This is a genomic window from Nodularia spumigena CCY9414 (assembly GCF_000340565.2).
Classification (GTDB): domain Bacteria; phylum Cyanobacteriota; class Cyanobacteriia; order Cyanobacteriales; family Nostocaceae; genus Nodularia; species Nodularia spumigena.
This window is the reverse complement of record NZ_CP007203.1, coordinates 4979829-4997922: the sequence shown is the minus strand read 5'-3', so window position 1 is coordinate 4997922 and position 18094 is coordinate 4979829. Positions and strand designations below refer to the sequence as shown.

Here is an 18094-nt window from a genome sequence, read left to right as displayed (position 1 = left end):
AAATACGTTTGAAAAATTTTTATAAAAGTAATTGTTGTGTTACCTCCTCTTCTGATAATTGATCTACTTCTGCTAAAATCCTGGCTAGTTCATCATTTTCAGCTTGCTCAATTTGTTGTTCAATAACTTTCTGGGCAAGTTCAGCAATAGTTGGATTTTCAAATAAATAACGCAGAGGAAAATCTAGAGAAAAAACTTCTCTTAAACGAGAAATAGCTTGAGTAGCAAGTAAGGAATGTCCTCCTAGTTCAAAAAAGTTATCGTTAATTCCCACTTGTTTTAATTTCAGAACTTCTGTCCAAATATCTGCTAATTCTTTTTCTGTATCGGTGCTAGGTGGAACAAAATCAATTTCTAAATTTCTTTGTGTATGATCGGGAATTGGCAAAGCACGGCGATTGATTTTACCGTTAGGAGTTAGGGGTAAATTTTCTAAAAATACAAAAGCAGCAGGAATCATGTAATCTGGCAGTTTTGATTTGAGGAAGTTTCTCAAACTGCTGGGAGTTAGTACATTATTCTGTGCTACTAAATAAGCTACTAATAATTTCTGACCTGGTTCATCTTCCCGCGCCATTACTACTGCTTGTTTAATATCAGGATATTGAATTAAAACGGCTTCAATTTCTGCTAATTCAATTCTAAACCCGCGAATTTTAACTTGGTTGTCAATTCGTCCGATAAATTCTAAATTCCCATCAGGTAAACGACGAACTAAATCACCAGTTTTGTAAAGTATATCTCCCTCAATGAAAGGATTAGGAATAAATTTTTCTCTGGTTAGTTTTGGCTGATTTGAGTAACCTCTAGCAACACTCGCGCCACCTACATATAATTCACCTATCACACCAATAGGAACTCTCTGTAAATTATTATCTAATATATAAACTGTTCTGTCTCCAATGGGTTTCCCAATGGGAATAGAATTAATATTTTCAGGTAGTTGTTGAGGAACTGTGTAACAAGAGGTAATGACTGTACATTCACATGGTCCATAGCCATGAAGTATTTTTGTTCCCGGCAATAGTTCTAAAGCACGACGAACATGAGGTACAGAAACGGACTCTCCCCCAAACATCAGTTGTTTAATTTCTAACAACCCTTCAGCCATTGTATCAATCATGAGATTGAATAATGCTGTAGTCAGAAATAGGATGTTAACTCCTTGTTCTTTAATAATCTGGCTTAAGCCTTCTGGTGTGGGAATTTTTTCTGGATAAAGTACACAACGTCCACCATAAATTAAGGGTGTCCAAAGTTCCCAGGCTAACATATCCCAGGAATTTGATGAATGTTGGAGAAAAATTTGTTCCGCATCAAAGTGAATGTAATCAACCCCCAACATCAAACCAATAATGCTACGATGCAGAATTTCCGTTCCCTTTGGTGTTCCCGTTGTGCCAGAAGTGTAAATTATAAAAGCTAAATTTTCTGCATTAACTTCATTAGGTAAATTGTCTTGTGGATATTGGGCGATAATTTCCCTATCTATATCAAGATTTACCACAGTTTGATGATTGAGTGGGAGTATATTTTGTAAATGAGTTTGTGTTAGGACAATAGGTGTTTGTACGTCTTCCAGCATGAAAGCTAATCTTTCTCTAGGATAAGCTGGATCTAATGATACATAAGCTCCTCCAGCTTTAAGAATAGCGAGTATTCCGACTACCATTTCTAAGGAACGCTCAACACAAATTCCTACCGTCGTTTCTGGTTTAACTCCTAATGATTTTAAATAATTTGCTAATTGATTAGCACGGTTATTTAATTGCCGATAAGTTAAATGTTCTTGTTTGTAAACAACTGCAATCTTATCAGGTGTTTTCTGTACTTGTTTTTCAAATAAAATATGAACACATTGATAATTAATATTGTCTTGATTTTGATGATTCTCTAAAAGTATTAATTCTTGTTCTTCTTCTGCACTAAGTAAAGATATTTGTGAAATATTTTGTTGTAAGTTTTCAGAAAAACTTGTGAGCAATGTTTGGAAATGTCCAATTATGCGGCTAATTCTTGGTTCATCAAAGCAGCTAGTATCATAAACAAATCTACCTCCTAATTGTGAACCAGGATTAATCACTATGGTTAATGGATAGTTTGTTCTTTCAAAACAACTCAGATGACTAATTTCTAAGGTTTTTTGTGTATCTTGTTTACTGGAATCTACAGGATAATTTTCAAAGACTAACAGACTTTCAAATAATGGCATTCCTGGAAGAATATCACTGAATTGTTGAATTTCTGCCAGGGGAAAATAACTATATTGTTCTTGTTCTACGGCTTGAGTTTGTAATTCTTGCAGCCAAGATAATATTTCTTTTTGATTATCAATTTTTACAAGGGTGGGAATGGTGTTAATTAATAATCCCACCATTGATTCTATGTTTTCTATTACAGGTTGACGACCGGATACAGTTGCACCAAAAACTACATCCTTTTCGCCACTGTAGCGGGAAATTAATAAACCCCATGCTCCCTGGACTAAATTATTTAATGTTAAATGATGTTGTCGTGCCGCAGCTTGCAATTTTTCAGTTATCGTTTGAGATAATTGAAAACGTTTTTCTTGATATATTCCTTTGCTGCTGTTACCTGTTCTCTGTTCCCTGTTACCTATTAAGGTAGGTGTTTCAAAACCTTTTAATGTTTGTTGCCAAAATTGTTTAGCTTTTTCAATATCCTGTTGTTGTAACCATTCAATATATTCTTTATAAGGTCGAACTGGTGACAATCTTAAATGTTCACCTCGTTGATTTGCTTCATACAAAGCGAAAACTTCTTTGAGAATGATTTGCATTGACCAACCATCAAAAAGAAGATGATGGTGACTCCAAATAAATTGGTAGGTGTTCTCAGTTAATTGAATGATAGTAAAACGCATTAAAGGAACTTGATTGAGTTCAAATCCCTTGTAGCGATCGCTCACCAAAAAATTATCTAAATTCTTTTGTTGTTCATCACTTGTTAAATGTCGCCAATCCATTTTTTCCCAGGGAAGATCCACTTGCTTACTTACCATTTGCAAGGGTTTTTCTATTTCTTCCCAAAAGAAAGAACTGCGTAATATTGAATGTCTAGCTACAACTTGTTCCCAAGCTTTTTGGAAAGCGGGAAAATTCAATTCTCCAGAAAGAATGCAAAGTAACTGTTCAAAATAAACTTCTGATTCTGGTGCATAAAGGGTATGAAACAACATCCCTTGTTGCATGGGTGAAAGTTCATAAAGGTCTTCGATACTTTGCATGAAATTACCTCTGAGTTAGTGATTGGGGACTGGTGACTGGTAACTGGGGAAGAATTAAGCAATTACCAATTACCTGTTTATTTCTTCTTGTTCATTTTGGCTAGGAATTTATCTAGCTGTTTTTGATTGAGTTTAGCAGCAGAAAAATCAGACGGGGTATAGCTTTGATCGTCTTTTGATTGACAGTGATTTATGAGGTTGGTTAATGCTTCCATAAATCCTGAAGCTAACCTTTCTATAGTGTCCCGCTTGTGAATTTTATCACTATACGCCCAAGTCATTTCTAGTTTTCCAGCCCGAATAAAACCGCTAATTCCTAATAGGTGACTACGACGATTTAATGAACTTTGTTCTGATTTAAATTCTTTAGCTTCACCTAAAACTGATGATGCTTTCAGCACTTGATCAAATTGTCCCAGGTAGTTAAAACTAATTTGCGCTGATGGGAAGGAAGCTAATTTTTCGCGGATGCTAGTGTCTGCATTTAAATATCGCAATACACCATAACCTATTCCCCGGTTGGGAATGCTTCTCAGTTGTTCTTTGACTGATTTTAAAGCCTCCCCTAGTTGGTTTTCTTTGAGTTCTAAACCCACAGGAAATAATGTTGTAAACCAACCTACAGTGCGGGATAAATCTACATCTTCAAATAAGTCTTCCCGTCCATGTCCTTCTAAATCTATTAGTAAGGAATTTTCTCCTGTCCACTGGGCAAAACTCTGGACTAAGGCTGTCAATAGTACATCATTAATCCGGGTATTGTAGGCAGCAGGTACATCTTGTAATAGGGCGCGGGTTTGTTCTTCATTTAACGCCAATGACACAGATGCAGTTGAGGCTAGGGTGTTATTTTCTGCAACCCCAGGATAGTCTACTGGTAATGTTTTTGTGGCAATATTAGATTGATTTACCCAGTAATCTAACTCTTTCACAGCTTGGGTTTGAGCGTATTCTGTTAAGCGATCGCTCCAATATTTCCAAGATGTTGTTTTCTCTGGTAATTTTATCGCCTGACCCCGGCTTATTTGTTGGTAAGCTGTTGCTAAATCTTCCAATAAAATCCGCCAAGAAACTCCATCAACTGCTAAGTGATGAATGACGACGAGTAAACAACTGGGTTGATTTTTGCCTAATTGAAATAATGCAAATTTGGCAATTTTTCCTGTTGCTAAATCCAAACTAGCTTGTAATTCTGTATCTTTAGTTTTTATCGCTGTTTCCTGTTCTGCTGCTGACAGGTGCGATAAATCAAAGATGCTTAATGGTACAGTTTTTTGTACATCGGTGTGGATTTGTTGCCAGTTTTCTCCTTCCTGGACAAATTGCGATAGCGAAGCGATGCTGCAAGCAGTTCGCAAAGCATCATGGTGTACCAAAAGTTTTTGTACCACTTCTTGCAATAATTCAGGTTGCAAATCGGCAGGAATTTCTAACAATGCTGATTGGTTAAAGTAATTGATTTCTGGTAATTTCTGCTCAAAAAACCATTTTTGAATCGGTGTTAAACCCACTTTACCAGTTACTAAACCTTGTTCGGCGTTGATTTGGCGAGTCATACCCGCTACTGTCGCTAACTCAGCAATGGTTTGATACCTAAATAACTGTTTAGCCGCAATTTGGATACCTGCCTGATTAGCTTTAGAAACTAGCTGAATACTGAGAATTGAATCTCCACCTAATTCAAAATAGTTATCGTGAATGCCAACGTTTTCTATTCTCAGAACTTCTGACCAAATGGCCACTAATTTTTCTTCTATTAGTGTGCGTGGTGCTGCAAATTTATCTTCATCACTGCGAGAAAAATCAGGTGTTGGTAAAGCCCGATAATCTACCTTTTGATTTGGTGTCATGGGTATGCTATCTAACACCATGAACGCCGCAGGAATCATGTAATTTGGTAGTTTCTGTTTGAGAAACTGTCGCAGCTCGTCAATTGTTGGTTGTGGTCCTTGGGGTAAGAAATAAGCTACAAGTCGCTTTTGTCCAGTAATTTCTTGATGGGCGATCACAACCGCTTGGGATACTTGGGGATGTTGTCTTAATACTGTCTCAATTTCTCCCAACTCAATGCGGAAACCACGAATTTTTACCTGATTATCAACCCGTCCCAGGTATTCTAAATTGCCATCTCTGCGGAATTTGACCAAATCCCCAGTTTTGTATAATCTATTCCCTTCTGTGTTCTCAATAAATTTCTCTGCTGTGAGTTCTGGACGTTGCCAATATCCTCTTGCTAGTCCTGCTCCCCCAATGTGTAGTTCTCCGGGAACTCCTATAGGTACGGTTTGCTGATATTGATCTAAAATGTAAACCTGAGCATTACTAATGGGTTTACCAATGCTCACAGAAGTATTTTCCGGGGTGAGGCGTTCTAAGGTTGTGACTACCGTGGCTTCTGTGGGTCCGTAAGTGTTAAATAATTGGGGTGCTGGGGAAAGATGCGCCGTGCAATTATGCCAATGTTGCACTTTTTCTAGTTGTACTTCTTCACCACCAATAATCACAGTTCTCAAACTAGCTGGAATAGGAGAGTTTTGGGGTTGCAGTTCTGTTACTAACTGATGCCAGTATGCTGTGGGTAAGTCCAAAACCGTTAACTGCCATTTTTGACAACACCGCCAAAAATCATCACTGGAGTTGAGCATTTCTTCGGTGCGTAATACTAAGGTTGCACCAACAGCAAGACAGGGGAAGATTTCTTCTATGGATGTATCGAAGCAAACAGAGGCAAATTGCAGAACCTGATCTTGAGCATTGATACCATACTCATCAATGGCAGTGGTGACAAAGTTCAACAATGAGCGATGTTCTATCATTACTCCTTTGGGTTTACCCGTAGAACCGGAGGTATAGATAATGTATGCCAGGTGATTTAGCTGAACGTCACTAACCGGGTTGGCTGGACTTTGGGTAGCGATTTTTGCCCAATCTGTATCTAAACAAATGGTTTGTCCGCTATAACCTACCAGTTTTTCTTGGAATCTATTTTGTGTGAGTAAAATACCGAGTTGGGTATCTGCGATCATCTCCGCTATGCGTTCTTGGGGATAAGCAGGATCAATGGGAACGTAAGCACCACCGGCTTTGAGAATACCCAATAAACCAGCAATCATTTCTAGGGAACGGTCAACACATATCCCCACCAAGGTTTCGGGTTTGACTCCTAAACTTTGCCCAAAACTTTGTAGGTAGTGGGCGATTTTGTTAGCGCGATCGCTCAATTCTCGGTAAGTTAATTTTTTACCATCCTGTTCTACAGCTACGGCATCCGGTGTTAATTCTACTTGCAGTTCAAATAACTTATGGATACACTGGCTCTGTGTAGTTTCCCTGTCTGTTTGATTCCATTCCCCTAATAGTTTTTGTTGTGATGCGGTAATTAGAGGTATTTGGCCAATTCTTTGCTCTGGGTTCGCTACCATCTCAATTAACACCTGTTCATACTGCTCTAGCATCGCTGCCATGCTTTCAGCATCAAACAAGTCACTGTTATATTCCAAATCCAGGGTAATCCCTTTTGCTCCCGTTTTCGCACCGTACTGGACGCTTTGTTCAAACCGGGGGATAACTAAGAAATCAAGATCAAACTTGGCAGATTTGTTATTAGCTGGTTCATGCAGGATGAAGTCAAAGCCAGGGAATTTTAAATAAGGCTTGGCAGAGTTATGGAAACTAAACATCACCTGAAATAGCGGATTATGACTCAGGTTGCGAACCGGTTTCACCGCTTCTACCACTTTATCAAAGGGTACATCTTCGTTAGCGTAAGCTTCCATTGTCATTTGGCGCACCCGGTCGAGTAATTCCCGCACTGTGGGATTTCCTGAAACGTCGGTACGTAAAACCAAGTTGTTAACAACCATACCCATAATCTTTTCGATCTGGTGCATCCGACGATTGGCAACCGCAGAACCGATAAAAATATCATCTTGGCCAATGTAACGGTGCAACTGGATGATGAAAGCTTCCAACATCGTCATAAATAAGGTTGCACCTTGCTGATGACTAAAAGCTCTCAGGGATTCGCACAAATCAACGGGCAATTCTCTGCGCGCGTGTTCGCCATTATAGGTTTGCTCTTTGGGACGTGGGCGATCGTAAGGTAATTCCAACAACGGCGGAATCCCGGCTAACTTTTGCTGCCAATAAACTAACTGCGCTTGAGCTTCTGGAGTTTTCGCCCATTCACGCTGCCAAGTAGCAAAGTCAGCAAACTGGTAACTTAATTCCGATAATGGGGAAGGTTTACCCGCCCAGAAAGCTTCATACAGTGCTACAAACTCACTTAAAAAGACGTTAAATGACCAGCCATCATGCGCCATGTGATGCTCAACATGGGTCAATATATAATCCTGGTCGCTCAACTGAAATACCGCCCATTGCACTATGGGTAGTTGGGTTAGGTCTAGGTGTGTGAGAAGTTCTGCCTCTACTAACTTTTGTGCCTCTATTTGTCGCTCCGGTTCAGGAATGTCCCGCAGGTCAACGACTCTCAAAGCGGCTCCTGGATGTGGGTGAATTACTTGATACAGCCTACCATTCACCTCTTGATAAGTTGTACGGAAGATTTCATGCCGCCTGACAATCTCATCTAGAGAACCTTGTAGAGCTTCAAAATCCAGTTTGCCTCTAATGTCCATTGTGGCCTGGAATTGGTAGGCGCTATTTTCTGGTGCTAATTTATGGACAAAGTAAATCCGCTCTTGGGAAAAGGAAACTGGTACAAGTCCTTCATGGGCAATGTGTTGAATGGTGGGGCGTTCCCATTGGGTTTCTTCACCACCTTGGGCAATGAGTTCAGCTACAGCAGCTATGGTGGGGTTAGCAAATACTTGAGCAAAAGATATATTTACCCCGAACATTTCCCGCGCGCGAGAAATCATTTGCGTCACAATCAGGGAGTGACCACCCAAACAAAAAAAGTTATCATTGACTCCCACTACATCCAGTCCTAATAACTCAGTCCAGAGAGTCGCTAACTGTTCTTCAATGGAGTTACGGGGTGCAACAAAAGCTTCTTCTAAATCGGGGCGTGTCCGAGCGGGGGCGGGCAGACTACGACGATCAACTTTACCATTGGGGGTCAAGGGTAAGAAGTCCAGCAGCATCCAAGCTGTTGGCACCATGTAAGCAGGTAGCTTGTCTTCTAGAAAGCTTTTGAAGGTTGTGGCGGTTACTGCTTTTTGATCAGGTACAACATAAGCAACCAACCGTTTATCACCAGGGATATCTTCACGAACAATTACTACTGCTTGTTGTATATCCGGGTGTTGACTTAAAGCCGCCTCAACTTCTCCTAGTTCAATACGGAAACCGCGAATTTTGACTTGGTTATCAACTCGCCCCACAAACTCAATATTACCGTCTGGTAAATAACGCGCCAAATCCCCCGTTTTATACAATTTTGGATTTTGGATTTTAGATTTTGGATTATGAAAAGGATGAGAAATAAATCTTTCTGCTGTTAATTCTGGACGGTTGAGGTAGCCTCGTGCTAAACCATCACCACCAATATAGATTTCCCCAGGAGTACCTACGGGAACAGGTTGTAGTTGCTCGTTTAGTATATATATTTGTGTATTAGATATGGGGCGACCAATGGGTAATGTTGTTGCTCCTTCTGGTACATTTTCTACTGGATAAAAACAGGAGTATGTTGTACTTTCTGTTGGTCCGTAAACGTGCAACAATTGTTGTGGTGCGCCATGTGTCAGCACTGCTCTGACTGTTTTCGGATCTACAGCTTCACCGCCAAATAATAAGTATCGCAGGTCTTTAAATGCCTGGGGAACAATGTTAGCTAGTTGATTAAATAAGGCAGTGGTTAAAAATAAGATGTTAATTTTTTGTTCTTGGATGTATGCTGCAAAATCCACGGGTGAAAGCAGGACATTTTGAGGAACACCGACTAAGGTAGCTCCATGTAATAAAGAACCCCAAATTTCAAAGGTGGCTGCATCAAATGAAGTATTGGAAGCTTGGGCTGTACGGTCAGTGGTTGTAAACTGTACATAATTGGTATTACATACTAAGCGATTTACAGCCCGATGGGGTACAGGGACTCCCTTGGGTGTGCCGGTAGAACCGGATGTATAAATCACATAGGCTAGATTTTCTGCTGTGACGTTGCTGGTAGGATTTTCTGGATTTTGCTGAGTGATTAATTCCCAATCTTGATCCAAACAAACTGTTTTTACTCCACTTTCAGTAAAGCTTTCTAGAAACTTCTGCTGGGTTAACAACACTTGTACTTGGGAATCTGCCAGCATGAAGGATATCCGCTCTTTGGGATAGGTGGGATCTAGTGGTAGGTAAGCTGCACCTGCTTTAAGAATACCTAATAACCCAACGATAATTTCTAGGGAACGTTCAATACAAATTCCTACTAAAACTTCTGTTCCTACACCTAAAGATTGTAAATAATGAGCTACTTTATTGGCTTGATGATTTAACTCTTGATAAGTCAGTTTCTGCCCATCAAAAACAACGGCAATATTATCTGGAGTTTTTTCCACTTGTGCTGCAAATAATTCATGTATGCACAAATGTTGAGGATAATCTACTGTGGTATTATTCCATTCCACTAATATTTGATGTTTTTCCTGTTCGGTTAAAACGGGCAAATTCTCCAGAGAATTATTTGAGTTAATCACCATTTCTTCCATGATTTTTGTATGTAAATTGATAATTTTACTAAAGTGGTCAATAATTAATACTTACTTTTTTTTTAAGTTAAGCTTATTAAGCTTGATTTTTGTATTTCAGGTTGTATTCCAGGAAAATTTATCTATTGTTAGGTAAGGTCTTCTAGAATAAATCATGACAAACTTTTATGGTGTTATAGAAATGGCCTGTGAGAGATTCATCTAGTGTAATCAGACTCAAAGGCCATTTTTTATCTCATCTCTATCTGATTTTGGTGAGATTATGTGTACCTGGTAGTTCTGGAGTTGAAAAAAGTAGAAATTTGGAGAAATTTTAAAAAGACCTTAATTTAGTGGCATTTGTTTGAGAATGTCACCAAATTTAAGCATGAAATTATGCTTCTACTGCTACTTCTTCATCTTCATCTACAATTTCCACTGTCCTTGGTTCTCCCGCAACTTCTGCTTCTGTCGCTGTATGAGTTTCTGATTCTACGTGAGTGGTTAATTTGGCTTTTAGTTCGTCGGAAATGGGTAAATCATTGATTTCTTTAACAAGTGATCTCACGGATTCATTTTTAGTCCGTTCTGAGTAAACTGCTTTGAGAATAGCTTCAATTCCATAAGCACCTACTGTATCTCCTACAACTCCTACTAGACCGAGTAAACCTATACCTCCAAGGATACCAAATGGTCCTCCTGCTGCTGTGAGGGCAGCCACAATAGCAGCATTACTACCTGATGATGCAACTGCTAAAACTACAAGAATTATGCCAGGAAGACCTAGACCAGCTAGTTTTTTTGCGATTTCGTCCATGTTCATAACCTAATATCCTTAATATTGTTGGTTAATTGTTAGTGAAAACCTGCTTGGTGGTATGAGATTGAAGTCTCTATAGTTCAAGAAGATATTGCAGTATCTAGACTAAGAGAAGATAAATTTCTCTGGAGAGCAAACTCAACTAGTTTTTTAACATTCTCTTTCCTATTCAACCTCAATATATACAACTCGTCAATTCAATAATTGATCAGGAAACACTAAAAAAGAGAATTTGTATTATAGCCAACAATTCGCTGATGAATTGAAAGCTAAAATATGATTTTTATATGTAATAACATAACACTTTATTTTAATTTAAAGCATGGCTGTTTTCTATTTTTACGCATGATATATTTACAGTTCTTAAAGATGGTAAATATTTTTTACTTTCTGATTTTAGATGATTTTGCAATTTTAGTTTTAGTTCTTGGCAAATTGGTAAATCTTGAATTTCGTAGAACAGCGATCGCAAAGTTTCGGTTTTGCCACGTTCTGAATAGACGGCTTTGAAAATAGCTTCAATGCCATAATTGGCAATGAGATCACCTACAACTTTTGTCAGACCCAGTAAACCTATACCTCCAAGGATACCAAATGGTCCTCCTGCTGCTGTCAGCACGGCAACGATAGCCGCATTACTACCTGATGATGCGAATGCTAAAATCAAGAGAATACTTCCCGGAAGACCTAGACCTGCAAGTTGTTTCACAATTTCATCCACTTTAATCACCTAACATTTTGATATTGTTGTTTTCAATTTTCTTATTTGTATGAAATTGGAGTGATTGTAGATAAAGAAATAGATCTCAGAATTTACACTCAGTTAGATAAAATTCACCCCCTCTAATCTATTCAACCTGAATTTAGCAACTTGATTTTTAATCAATATTTTTTTAATCAAGAATGTGGCTGATTTTGCCTTTTACGGCTGAGATAGCTACAGTTCTAGGAGAAGCTAAATAGTTTTTACCTGTAGGATCGCCACTGCGTCCTTTAAAATTGCGATTAGTTGCATAAACTCCTGTTTCTTCTTTGTTTAAAACCCCAATTCCCGAATTGATACAAGCACCACAACCTGATTTAAGAATTTTTGCACCTGCTTGAGCAAAAATGTCCATATATCCCAATGCTTCTGCTTTTTCCCGAATTTCTACGGAAGCAGGAACAATAAACAAGTTGACACCATCTGCCACTTGGCGATCCTGTAAAACTTCGGCGGCCTGAGCCAAATCGTATAATTTACCTCCTGTACAAGAACCAATAAAAGCTTTAGTAATGGGGGTTTCTTCTATCTGACTAATAGGTACTACTTGATCCGGTTTGGGAGGACGGGCAATTTGCGGTTCTAGATTACTGATGTCAAATTTATACACTTTTTCATATTCAGCATCAGGATCGGCTATAAGTTCCTCAAATTCTTGATCAGATCGACTTCTGACATAATTGCGGGTTGTTTCATCAGGAACGATTAAACCACAGATTGCACCACACTCAATGGCCATATTAGCAAGAGTCAATCTTTCATCAAAAGGCATTTGTTCGAGTATTGACCCTCTAAATTCCATTACTTTGCTTGTAGCACCAGCGCAACCAATTTGTCCCAGGATAAACAAAATAATATCCTTAGCACTGATGTGGGGGGGTAGAGTTCCAGATAACTCGAATACCAGTGTTGAGGGAACACGAATCCACATATCCCCCATAGCATAGATATTGGCCATGTCTGTAGTTCCCACACCGGCGGAAAAAGCTCCTAATGCCCCGTAGGTACAGGTATGGGAATCTGTACCAGCAATAATCATTCCTGGGCGTACAAATCCTTTTTCTGGTAGTAAAACGTGACAAATACCAGCAGCTTCACCGGGAGAAACTATATCAAATAAATGACATCCTTGTTTTTTGGCAAAGTCAATCATTTCTTGATACATGACATTGGCTTTTTGATCATTGCGGATGTCATTCACTTGGATAAAGTGATCTGCTACTAAAACTACCCGTTGAGCATCCCACAGTTTTGCTTCTTTGCCGTAGTGTTTATAAAATGTTGTGGCTACAGGTCCTGCTACCGCATCATGGGATAAAGCTAAGTCAACTTGGGCAAAAACTACTTCTCCAGGACGGACATAAGTATTACCAGAAGCTTTAGCGATCAGTTTTTCTACTAAAGTCATGGGTCGTTGGGGAGTTACACTTTTAGGAGTGGTAATTTTTCCCTGACGACGCATTTGATTAAAAGGTATGAGTCCACCTGCTTGGGCGATCGCCTCAACTACAGGATTCTCTTGTTTTTCCTCTAAAATTTCTAGATTTAATCCAATATTGATACTATTGCGATAAAAAATTTCTGCAAATGATCGCGCCTGAATCTTTTCAATTCCCGCAGCTTTCAAGGCTACAGGCGCAATTTCTCTACTAGAACCACAACCAAAATTTTCACCGGCGACAATTACATTATATTTTAATAACTCTCCTACTCCAATCAAATGTTCTAAAGCATATTGTTTTAAAATATCAGGATCATAAGTTGTCGCTCGATTCGCAGGAATAATATCATCAGTATTAATATCATCCCCTAAATATAAAACTTTTTTAGTTACTTCTTTATTTATAGAACTCATGCAGCACCCCAATTTCTGTATTTTGTAAATTATAAATCTCTGTTAGTAAAAGCTGTATTAATTGTTCGGTATTAACTAATATTTCGGAGCCTTGGGGAGATAAATCCGCAGTCCGATATCCTTGCTCTAAAACTCGATCTTGTGCTACCATAATTATTTGGGCGGCTCTTTTTTCCCCCCACTGCTCTAGCATTAAAACACAAGCTCCAATAGTTCCCAAAGGATTAGCAATTCCTTTACCAGCAATATCTGGCGCAGTACCGTGAATTGCTTCGTATAGTCCAAATCCATCTGCATTAAGACTGGCTGATCCTAATAAACCTAAAGAACCAACTAAAGCTCCACCAATATCGCTGAGAATATCTCCAAACAAATTGCTGGCCAAAATTACATCAAATCTCTGGGGATTCATAACCATTTGCATGGCTAAATTATCCACTAACATTGGTTCTACAATAACATCAGGAAACTGGGCTGCTTCTTCTTGCACTAAACGAGTCCAAGGCAAATTAGGTAAGGCATTTTCTTTATGGGCTACTGTTAGTTTTCCTCGACGTTGTTGGGCTTTTTGCAAGGCTTGGCGAGCAAGGCGACGTATTTCATGATCGTAATAGAGCATGGTGTGGTAGCCATAAGCTCCTTTTTCATCTGAAGCACGTCCAGCAGATCCAAAATAAATACCACTGACTAATTCTCGAATGACGAGTATATCCAGTCCTTTGATTTTTTCTGGGCGTAAGCTAGATTTATTTACTAAACTATCAACAATCCGAATAGGACGCAGATTGCAAAAAAAGTCGTAATGTTTTCGCAGTTCTAGCAGTCCTCCTTGGGTAACTGCTCCAAAGACAATTCCATCAGATCCATTACATAGCTCGGCTGTGGCTTGAGGAAAGTAAGTACCAAATTTTTCTAAGGCGGTTGTACCCAGCCAACCATAATCTACCTGCAAGGTAAATCCTTCCAGTTTCGCTACTTGTTGCAAAAGTTGTAGAGAAGCTGCCACAACTTCTGGTCCAATTCCTTCACCTGGAATAGCAACAATGCGATAAGACTGATTACTTGAAGACCTCATTGTTCCGTATTTTTTAATTGATGAGGATTCATCGAGCCTGAAATTGTCAAACCTGAACTCCCCCTCAGTAACAACGCTGGAAATATCATACTTTATAAAATTAGTGTGTAATGTGTCAATACTGTAGCCAAAATAAGAGCCTTGATAATTTTTGGCAAAAACGGCAAAAACAAGCATACATAAGCGTTTCGAGAAAAAGGTTGTTTAGAATCTAAAACCCTTATCCTACCGTCAATACATTAAAAAACCCTTGTGGGAAACCTTCAAGGAATTTTTAGGACTGATTGTTTTTGCCAAGCCTAGCAAGAAACGGGAGTTCATGGTTGAAGCATTATCATCTCACCCTCGTAATTTAGCTAAGGTATTGAATGTATAACACGCTTTTCCTTCTTTTCCCAGATTTTCAATCAGAATGCAAGGACATTTAAGACAGTTAAGATTTTTTATAAAAAAATTAAAAATTTGATTGTGATTTTTATAAATTAATTTTATATAGGTAGGACTCCTATTTGATTATTGATAGCATAGCTTGGCGTAAGCTATACAAAACTCCGTACACCCAAATGATCTAAAACCCTATTCCCTATTCTCAGCCTCCACGGAAAATTTATAAATCAAGTCGGAACACTATAATTAATTTTTGACATTAACAGACATTCCTAAAATCTTGATAATGCCATTGTTCTGACTGATTTTCACTGATGTTAGTTCTTGGTTTAATAAATAAAATCTGCCCATCAAACTAACTGAATTATAAACACCTTTCTTGGATTTTTTCAGGATGATTGTGGCTTTTTTCTGATTACTAACTCCTTTAAGAATGAGAATATCAGCAAAATTGAAGCTACCCGATGCAGTTAATTTATCACTATTCACTTTAGCGTTAATATTGGCAAAGGTATAACCCAAAAACTTGAGATTCCCTACAAGATTAGCTGAATTATTGATATTTCCATTGTTGTCTTTACCGAGAGTGACTGTAGCACCATTAAAAGCTAAAATGCCAAAATTGAAATCACTTTTTGCCTTCAATCCTCTTTCATTGAGGATAATACCTAATGCAGTGAATTTTTTACCTAAAATAGTTATATTACCTAAACCTGAAACTTTTTTCTTTGTTAAATCAACTTTCAATTTTGGAACATTTAATTTGAGAATATTAACTAAATTCAGAAATACGTCTTTGATGAAAACATCTTGAACATTAAATAATAATTTACCCTTACCTAAATCTTGATTAAATGCAGTTATATCTGCTTCACCTGTAGCAATTTGATTGTTTAAATTAACTGTTAGCAGGGGAATATTGAGAGTTAAGAAACCGACTAAATTGATTTCAAGATTTTTCAGATTAATACTATTGTGATTAATATCAAATGTAATACCTGCTAGACTATTACCTAAAACGGAAAGTTTTCCGAAACCACTACCGCAACCAGTTTTGATATCTATAATTAAGTCATCAACATCAATACTTAGCAGATTGGCTAAATTCAAATCAAAGTTTTTAAATATCGCATTGGTGTCAGTAATTTTAAATTCCACATTTGCAATTTCGTTACCCAGTAACTCTACATAGCCATCTCCCTGAAGATACTGCTCGGTAGGTGTTACTTTTAAGGCTAAATCTAAACTATCATCATCTGCTCCTGTAATTTTGGCAAATCCTAAATCTATTTCAAAAACTTTTAATGAACCACTAATATTATTTAAACTTGTGTTAGCTTGCAGGAGTAAAATCGCTTCATTACCCCAAGCATGAATTTTACCATTAATTTCTAATCCTTCTGATATCGGTTGTCCTGCAATTGTTGTGCAAAAGGGAACATATTTAATCAAGGGGTTGCGTTTTCCATCTGCATCTGCATCCACTGATTCAATCTGCAAATTATCCAATGTTTCTAATAAGGACAATGCTTTGTTAACTAAATCTGTTGAGAAACCTGATTGTTTTTCAATAAAAGCAGTGACTGGACCTTGCCATAAGTCTATTAAACTAACGGGTTGATTAACAGTTAAAACTAATGCTAATCTCTGAGGATCATTAGTATCTATAAGGAATGCTACTTCAATGTCTATTTCTTCCCATCTCAAATCACCAATGAATCCGATATTATCAAAGTAAGGAGGTAAATATGTTCCACCTCCTTGAAATCTGAGATTACGCAGTTCAGTTCCTATCAATCCATAGGGATTATGCCAGGTTTTTTCACCTTTCTGACTGAAATATGCTGTTAAAGATTCAGGTTCGAGTGAGAGATTTCCTGCAAGAAATAGCTTAGGTTCATGTTCTTGGCTGGGATCGTAACCTTGAATAATTAAATTTCCCGTTAATCCAAATTTTGCCTGTAAGTTAGCATCAATATTTAATTCGATTAGTAAATTATTAAAATCAGCCTGTAATGGTGGCTGAGAAAATAGGTTTCTCTTGCCTTTAATATTTCCTGTTAAACTCACTTCTCCTGTTGAATTTATGCTGACTAATCCTCCTAAATGACTAATTCCTAAATGTTTATGAATAAATTGATTGAGATTTTTAGGAAGGGTTTTTAAATCAATATATCCAAGAAAATTAAATCCTCTATTTAAATTAATGTTACCTATTTTTGTATGAACACAAGGATGGGTATTATTAGCTATAATTATCTCTGGTTTATCTAAGGTAAAATTATTGATGATAGGGACTGCATTTGTGAGGTTACTGAAACTTAATTTATGATTTAATTCATATTTTAAAGTGGAGTTCTTACTCAAAACTAATTCAATATTTTGGTTATTTAGTAATCCCTGCAAGTGAATTTTTATTTCTTGACCAATTTTATATATTTTACATTTTGGTTTAACTATGATAATTTCATGGTCGCCGAATACTTCAGTAATGATTCTATCGAATATCACATTTATGTATTCGACTTTACTATGAATATTAAAAATTTTGTCTAAATCTAGATGTACATCTTCATCAAAATCTAAGTAAGTTTCAGAATTTGATGGAATTAAATTGACATCATCTAAAGCTTTCAGTTTTAATTTGATAGCTTCAGGTAAGGTGATCGCTGCTAAATCAATGCTGTTAGACATAAGTAACTTAACCTGAGTTTGAGACCAAGAAAAAGACCAGCAGTGCGCTGGAAATAACAACATATCCAGCTACATAGCCTACGATACTCAATGCTAGTATCAAAAGACAGGCTGGTGAATTACGGAGTCACCTATTTTACTTAGACAAAATTTTGTATTTTCTTAAAACTCCAGTAGGGATCTTAGCATCTAATAGGGTGTTAATATGAATCTTGGTTGATTTATCTATGGAAAATTTATGATCTTATGAGCTATAGCAGTGGTCAGGATTATGAAACTAGAGAGGTTGCATACAACATCTGTACACAAGGATTTTACTCCTGAATACTGAACAGAAACAATTGCAACCTTTGGGGAAACCCACAAGGCAGCACTGACCGAAAAACGAGACGCAAGCCCCTGACTTTAGGCATGGGGAGAAGGCGGTAAGAACTTTTAAGTTCCGTCAAACGATTGCGTGGCTTTAGCCACAGTGTTAAAATAGATTAGCGAGAAAACAAGTAGGAATAACCTTCAGCGCCTTGAAATATCCTAGTACGGAGCAATCCCGGCAACGGACATATCCGACTCGATTCGGAATAGTTAAAGGGCAAATAAGGGCAGGATATG

The 18094-nt window shown here is 37.8% G+C and carries 7 protein-coding genes and 1 pseudogene; all 8 read right to left on the bottom strand.

Translation table 11 applies throughout. The annotated features are described in order from the left end of the window. Positions 1-19 precede the first annotated feature (19 nt). The gene (locus NSP_RS21710) at positions 20-3247 is read right to left on the bottom strand and encodes a non-ribosomal peptide synthetase (RefSeq protein WP_006196340.1); all 3228 of its coding nucleotides are present in this window, start codon (positions 3245-3247) and stop codon (positions 20-22) included. Between the two features lie 77 nt (positions 3248-3324). After that, the gene (locus NSP_RS21705) at positions 3325-9912 is read right to left on the bottom strand and encodes a non-ribosomal peptide synthetase (protein WP_006196339.1); all 6588 of its coding nucleotides are present in this window, start codon (positions 9910-9912) and stop codon (positions 3325-3327) included. A 373-nt stretch (positions 9913-10285) separates the two neighbouring features. Continuing rightward, the gene (locus NSP_RS21700) at positions 10286-10708 is read right to left on the bottom strand and encodes a hypothetical protein (RefSeq protein WP_017804417.1); all 423 of its coding nucleotides are present in this window, start codon (positions 10706-10708) and stop codon (positions 10286-10288) included. Positions 10709-11021: 313 nt separating this feature from the next. Then, positions 11022-11432: a hypothetical protein gene (locus tag NSP_RS21695; RefSeq protein WP_231859509.1), complete on the bottom strand. Its 411-nt coding sequence runs from the start codon at positions 11430-11432 to the stop codon at positions 11022-11024. 172 nt (positions 11433-11604) lie between these two features. After that, on the bottom strand, positions 11605-12882 hold the full coding sequence (locus NSP_RS21690) for a 3-isopropylmalate dehydratase large subunit (protein WP_232288162.1): 1278 nt from the start codon (positions 12880-12882) through the stop codon (positions 11605-11607). Between the two features lie 132 nt (positions 12883-13014). Continuing rightward, positions 13015-13164 (bottom strand): annotated as a pseudogene (locus NSP_RS27575) (3-isopropylmalate dehydratase); the annotation flags it as partial. A 148-nt stretch (positions 13165-13312) separates the two neighbouring features. Then, entirely contained in the window at positions 13313-14404 is a 1092-nt protein-coding gene (locus NSP_RS21685) for an isocitrate/isopropylmalate dehydrogenase family protein (RefSeq protein WP_173403316.1), read from the bottom strand. A 633-nt stretch (positions 14405-15037) separates the two neighbouring features. Next, positions 15038-17485: a hypothetical protein gene (locus tag NSP_RS21680; protein WP_044482858.1), complete on the bottom strand. Its 2448-nt coding sequence runs from the start codon at positions 17483-17485 to the stop codon at positions 15038-15040. Positions 17486-18094: the final 609 nt, after the last annotated feature.

What these genes read in the sequence shown, in the direction of transcription:
- NSP_RS21710 (WP_006196340.1), bottom strand. Translation starts at nt 3,247, where the DNA reads ATGCAAAGTATCGAAGACCTTTATGAACTTTCACCCATGCAACAAGGG.
- NSP_RS21705 (WP_006196339.1), bottom strand. Translation starts at nt 9,912, where the DNA reads ATGGAAGAAATGGTGATTAACTCAAATAATTCTCTGGAGAATTTGCCC.
- NSP_RS21700 (WP_017804417.1), bottom strand. Translation starts at nt 10,708, where the DNA reads ATGGACGAAATCGCAAAAAAACTAGCTGGTCTAGGTCTTCCTGGCATA.
- NSP_RS21690 (WP_232288162.1), bottom strand. Translation starts at nt 12,882, where the DNA reads ATGACTTTAGTAGAAAAACTGATCGCTAAAGCTTCTGGTAATACTTAT.
- NSP_RS21685 (WP_173403316.1), bottom strand. Translation starts at nt 14,404, where the DNA reads ATGAGGTCTTCAAGTAATCAGTCTTATCGCATTGTTGCTATTCCAGGT.
- NSP_RS21680 (WP_044482858.1), bottom strand. Translation starts at nt 17,485, where the DNA reads ATGTCTAACAGCATTGATTTAGCAGCGATCACCTTACCTGAAGCTATC.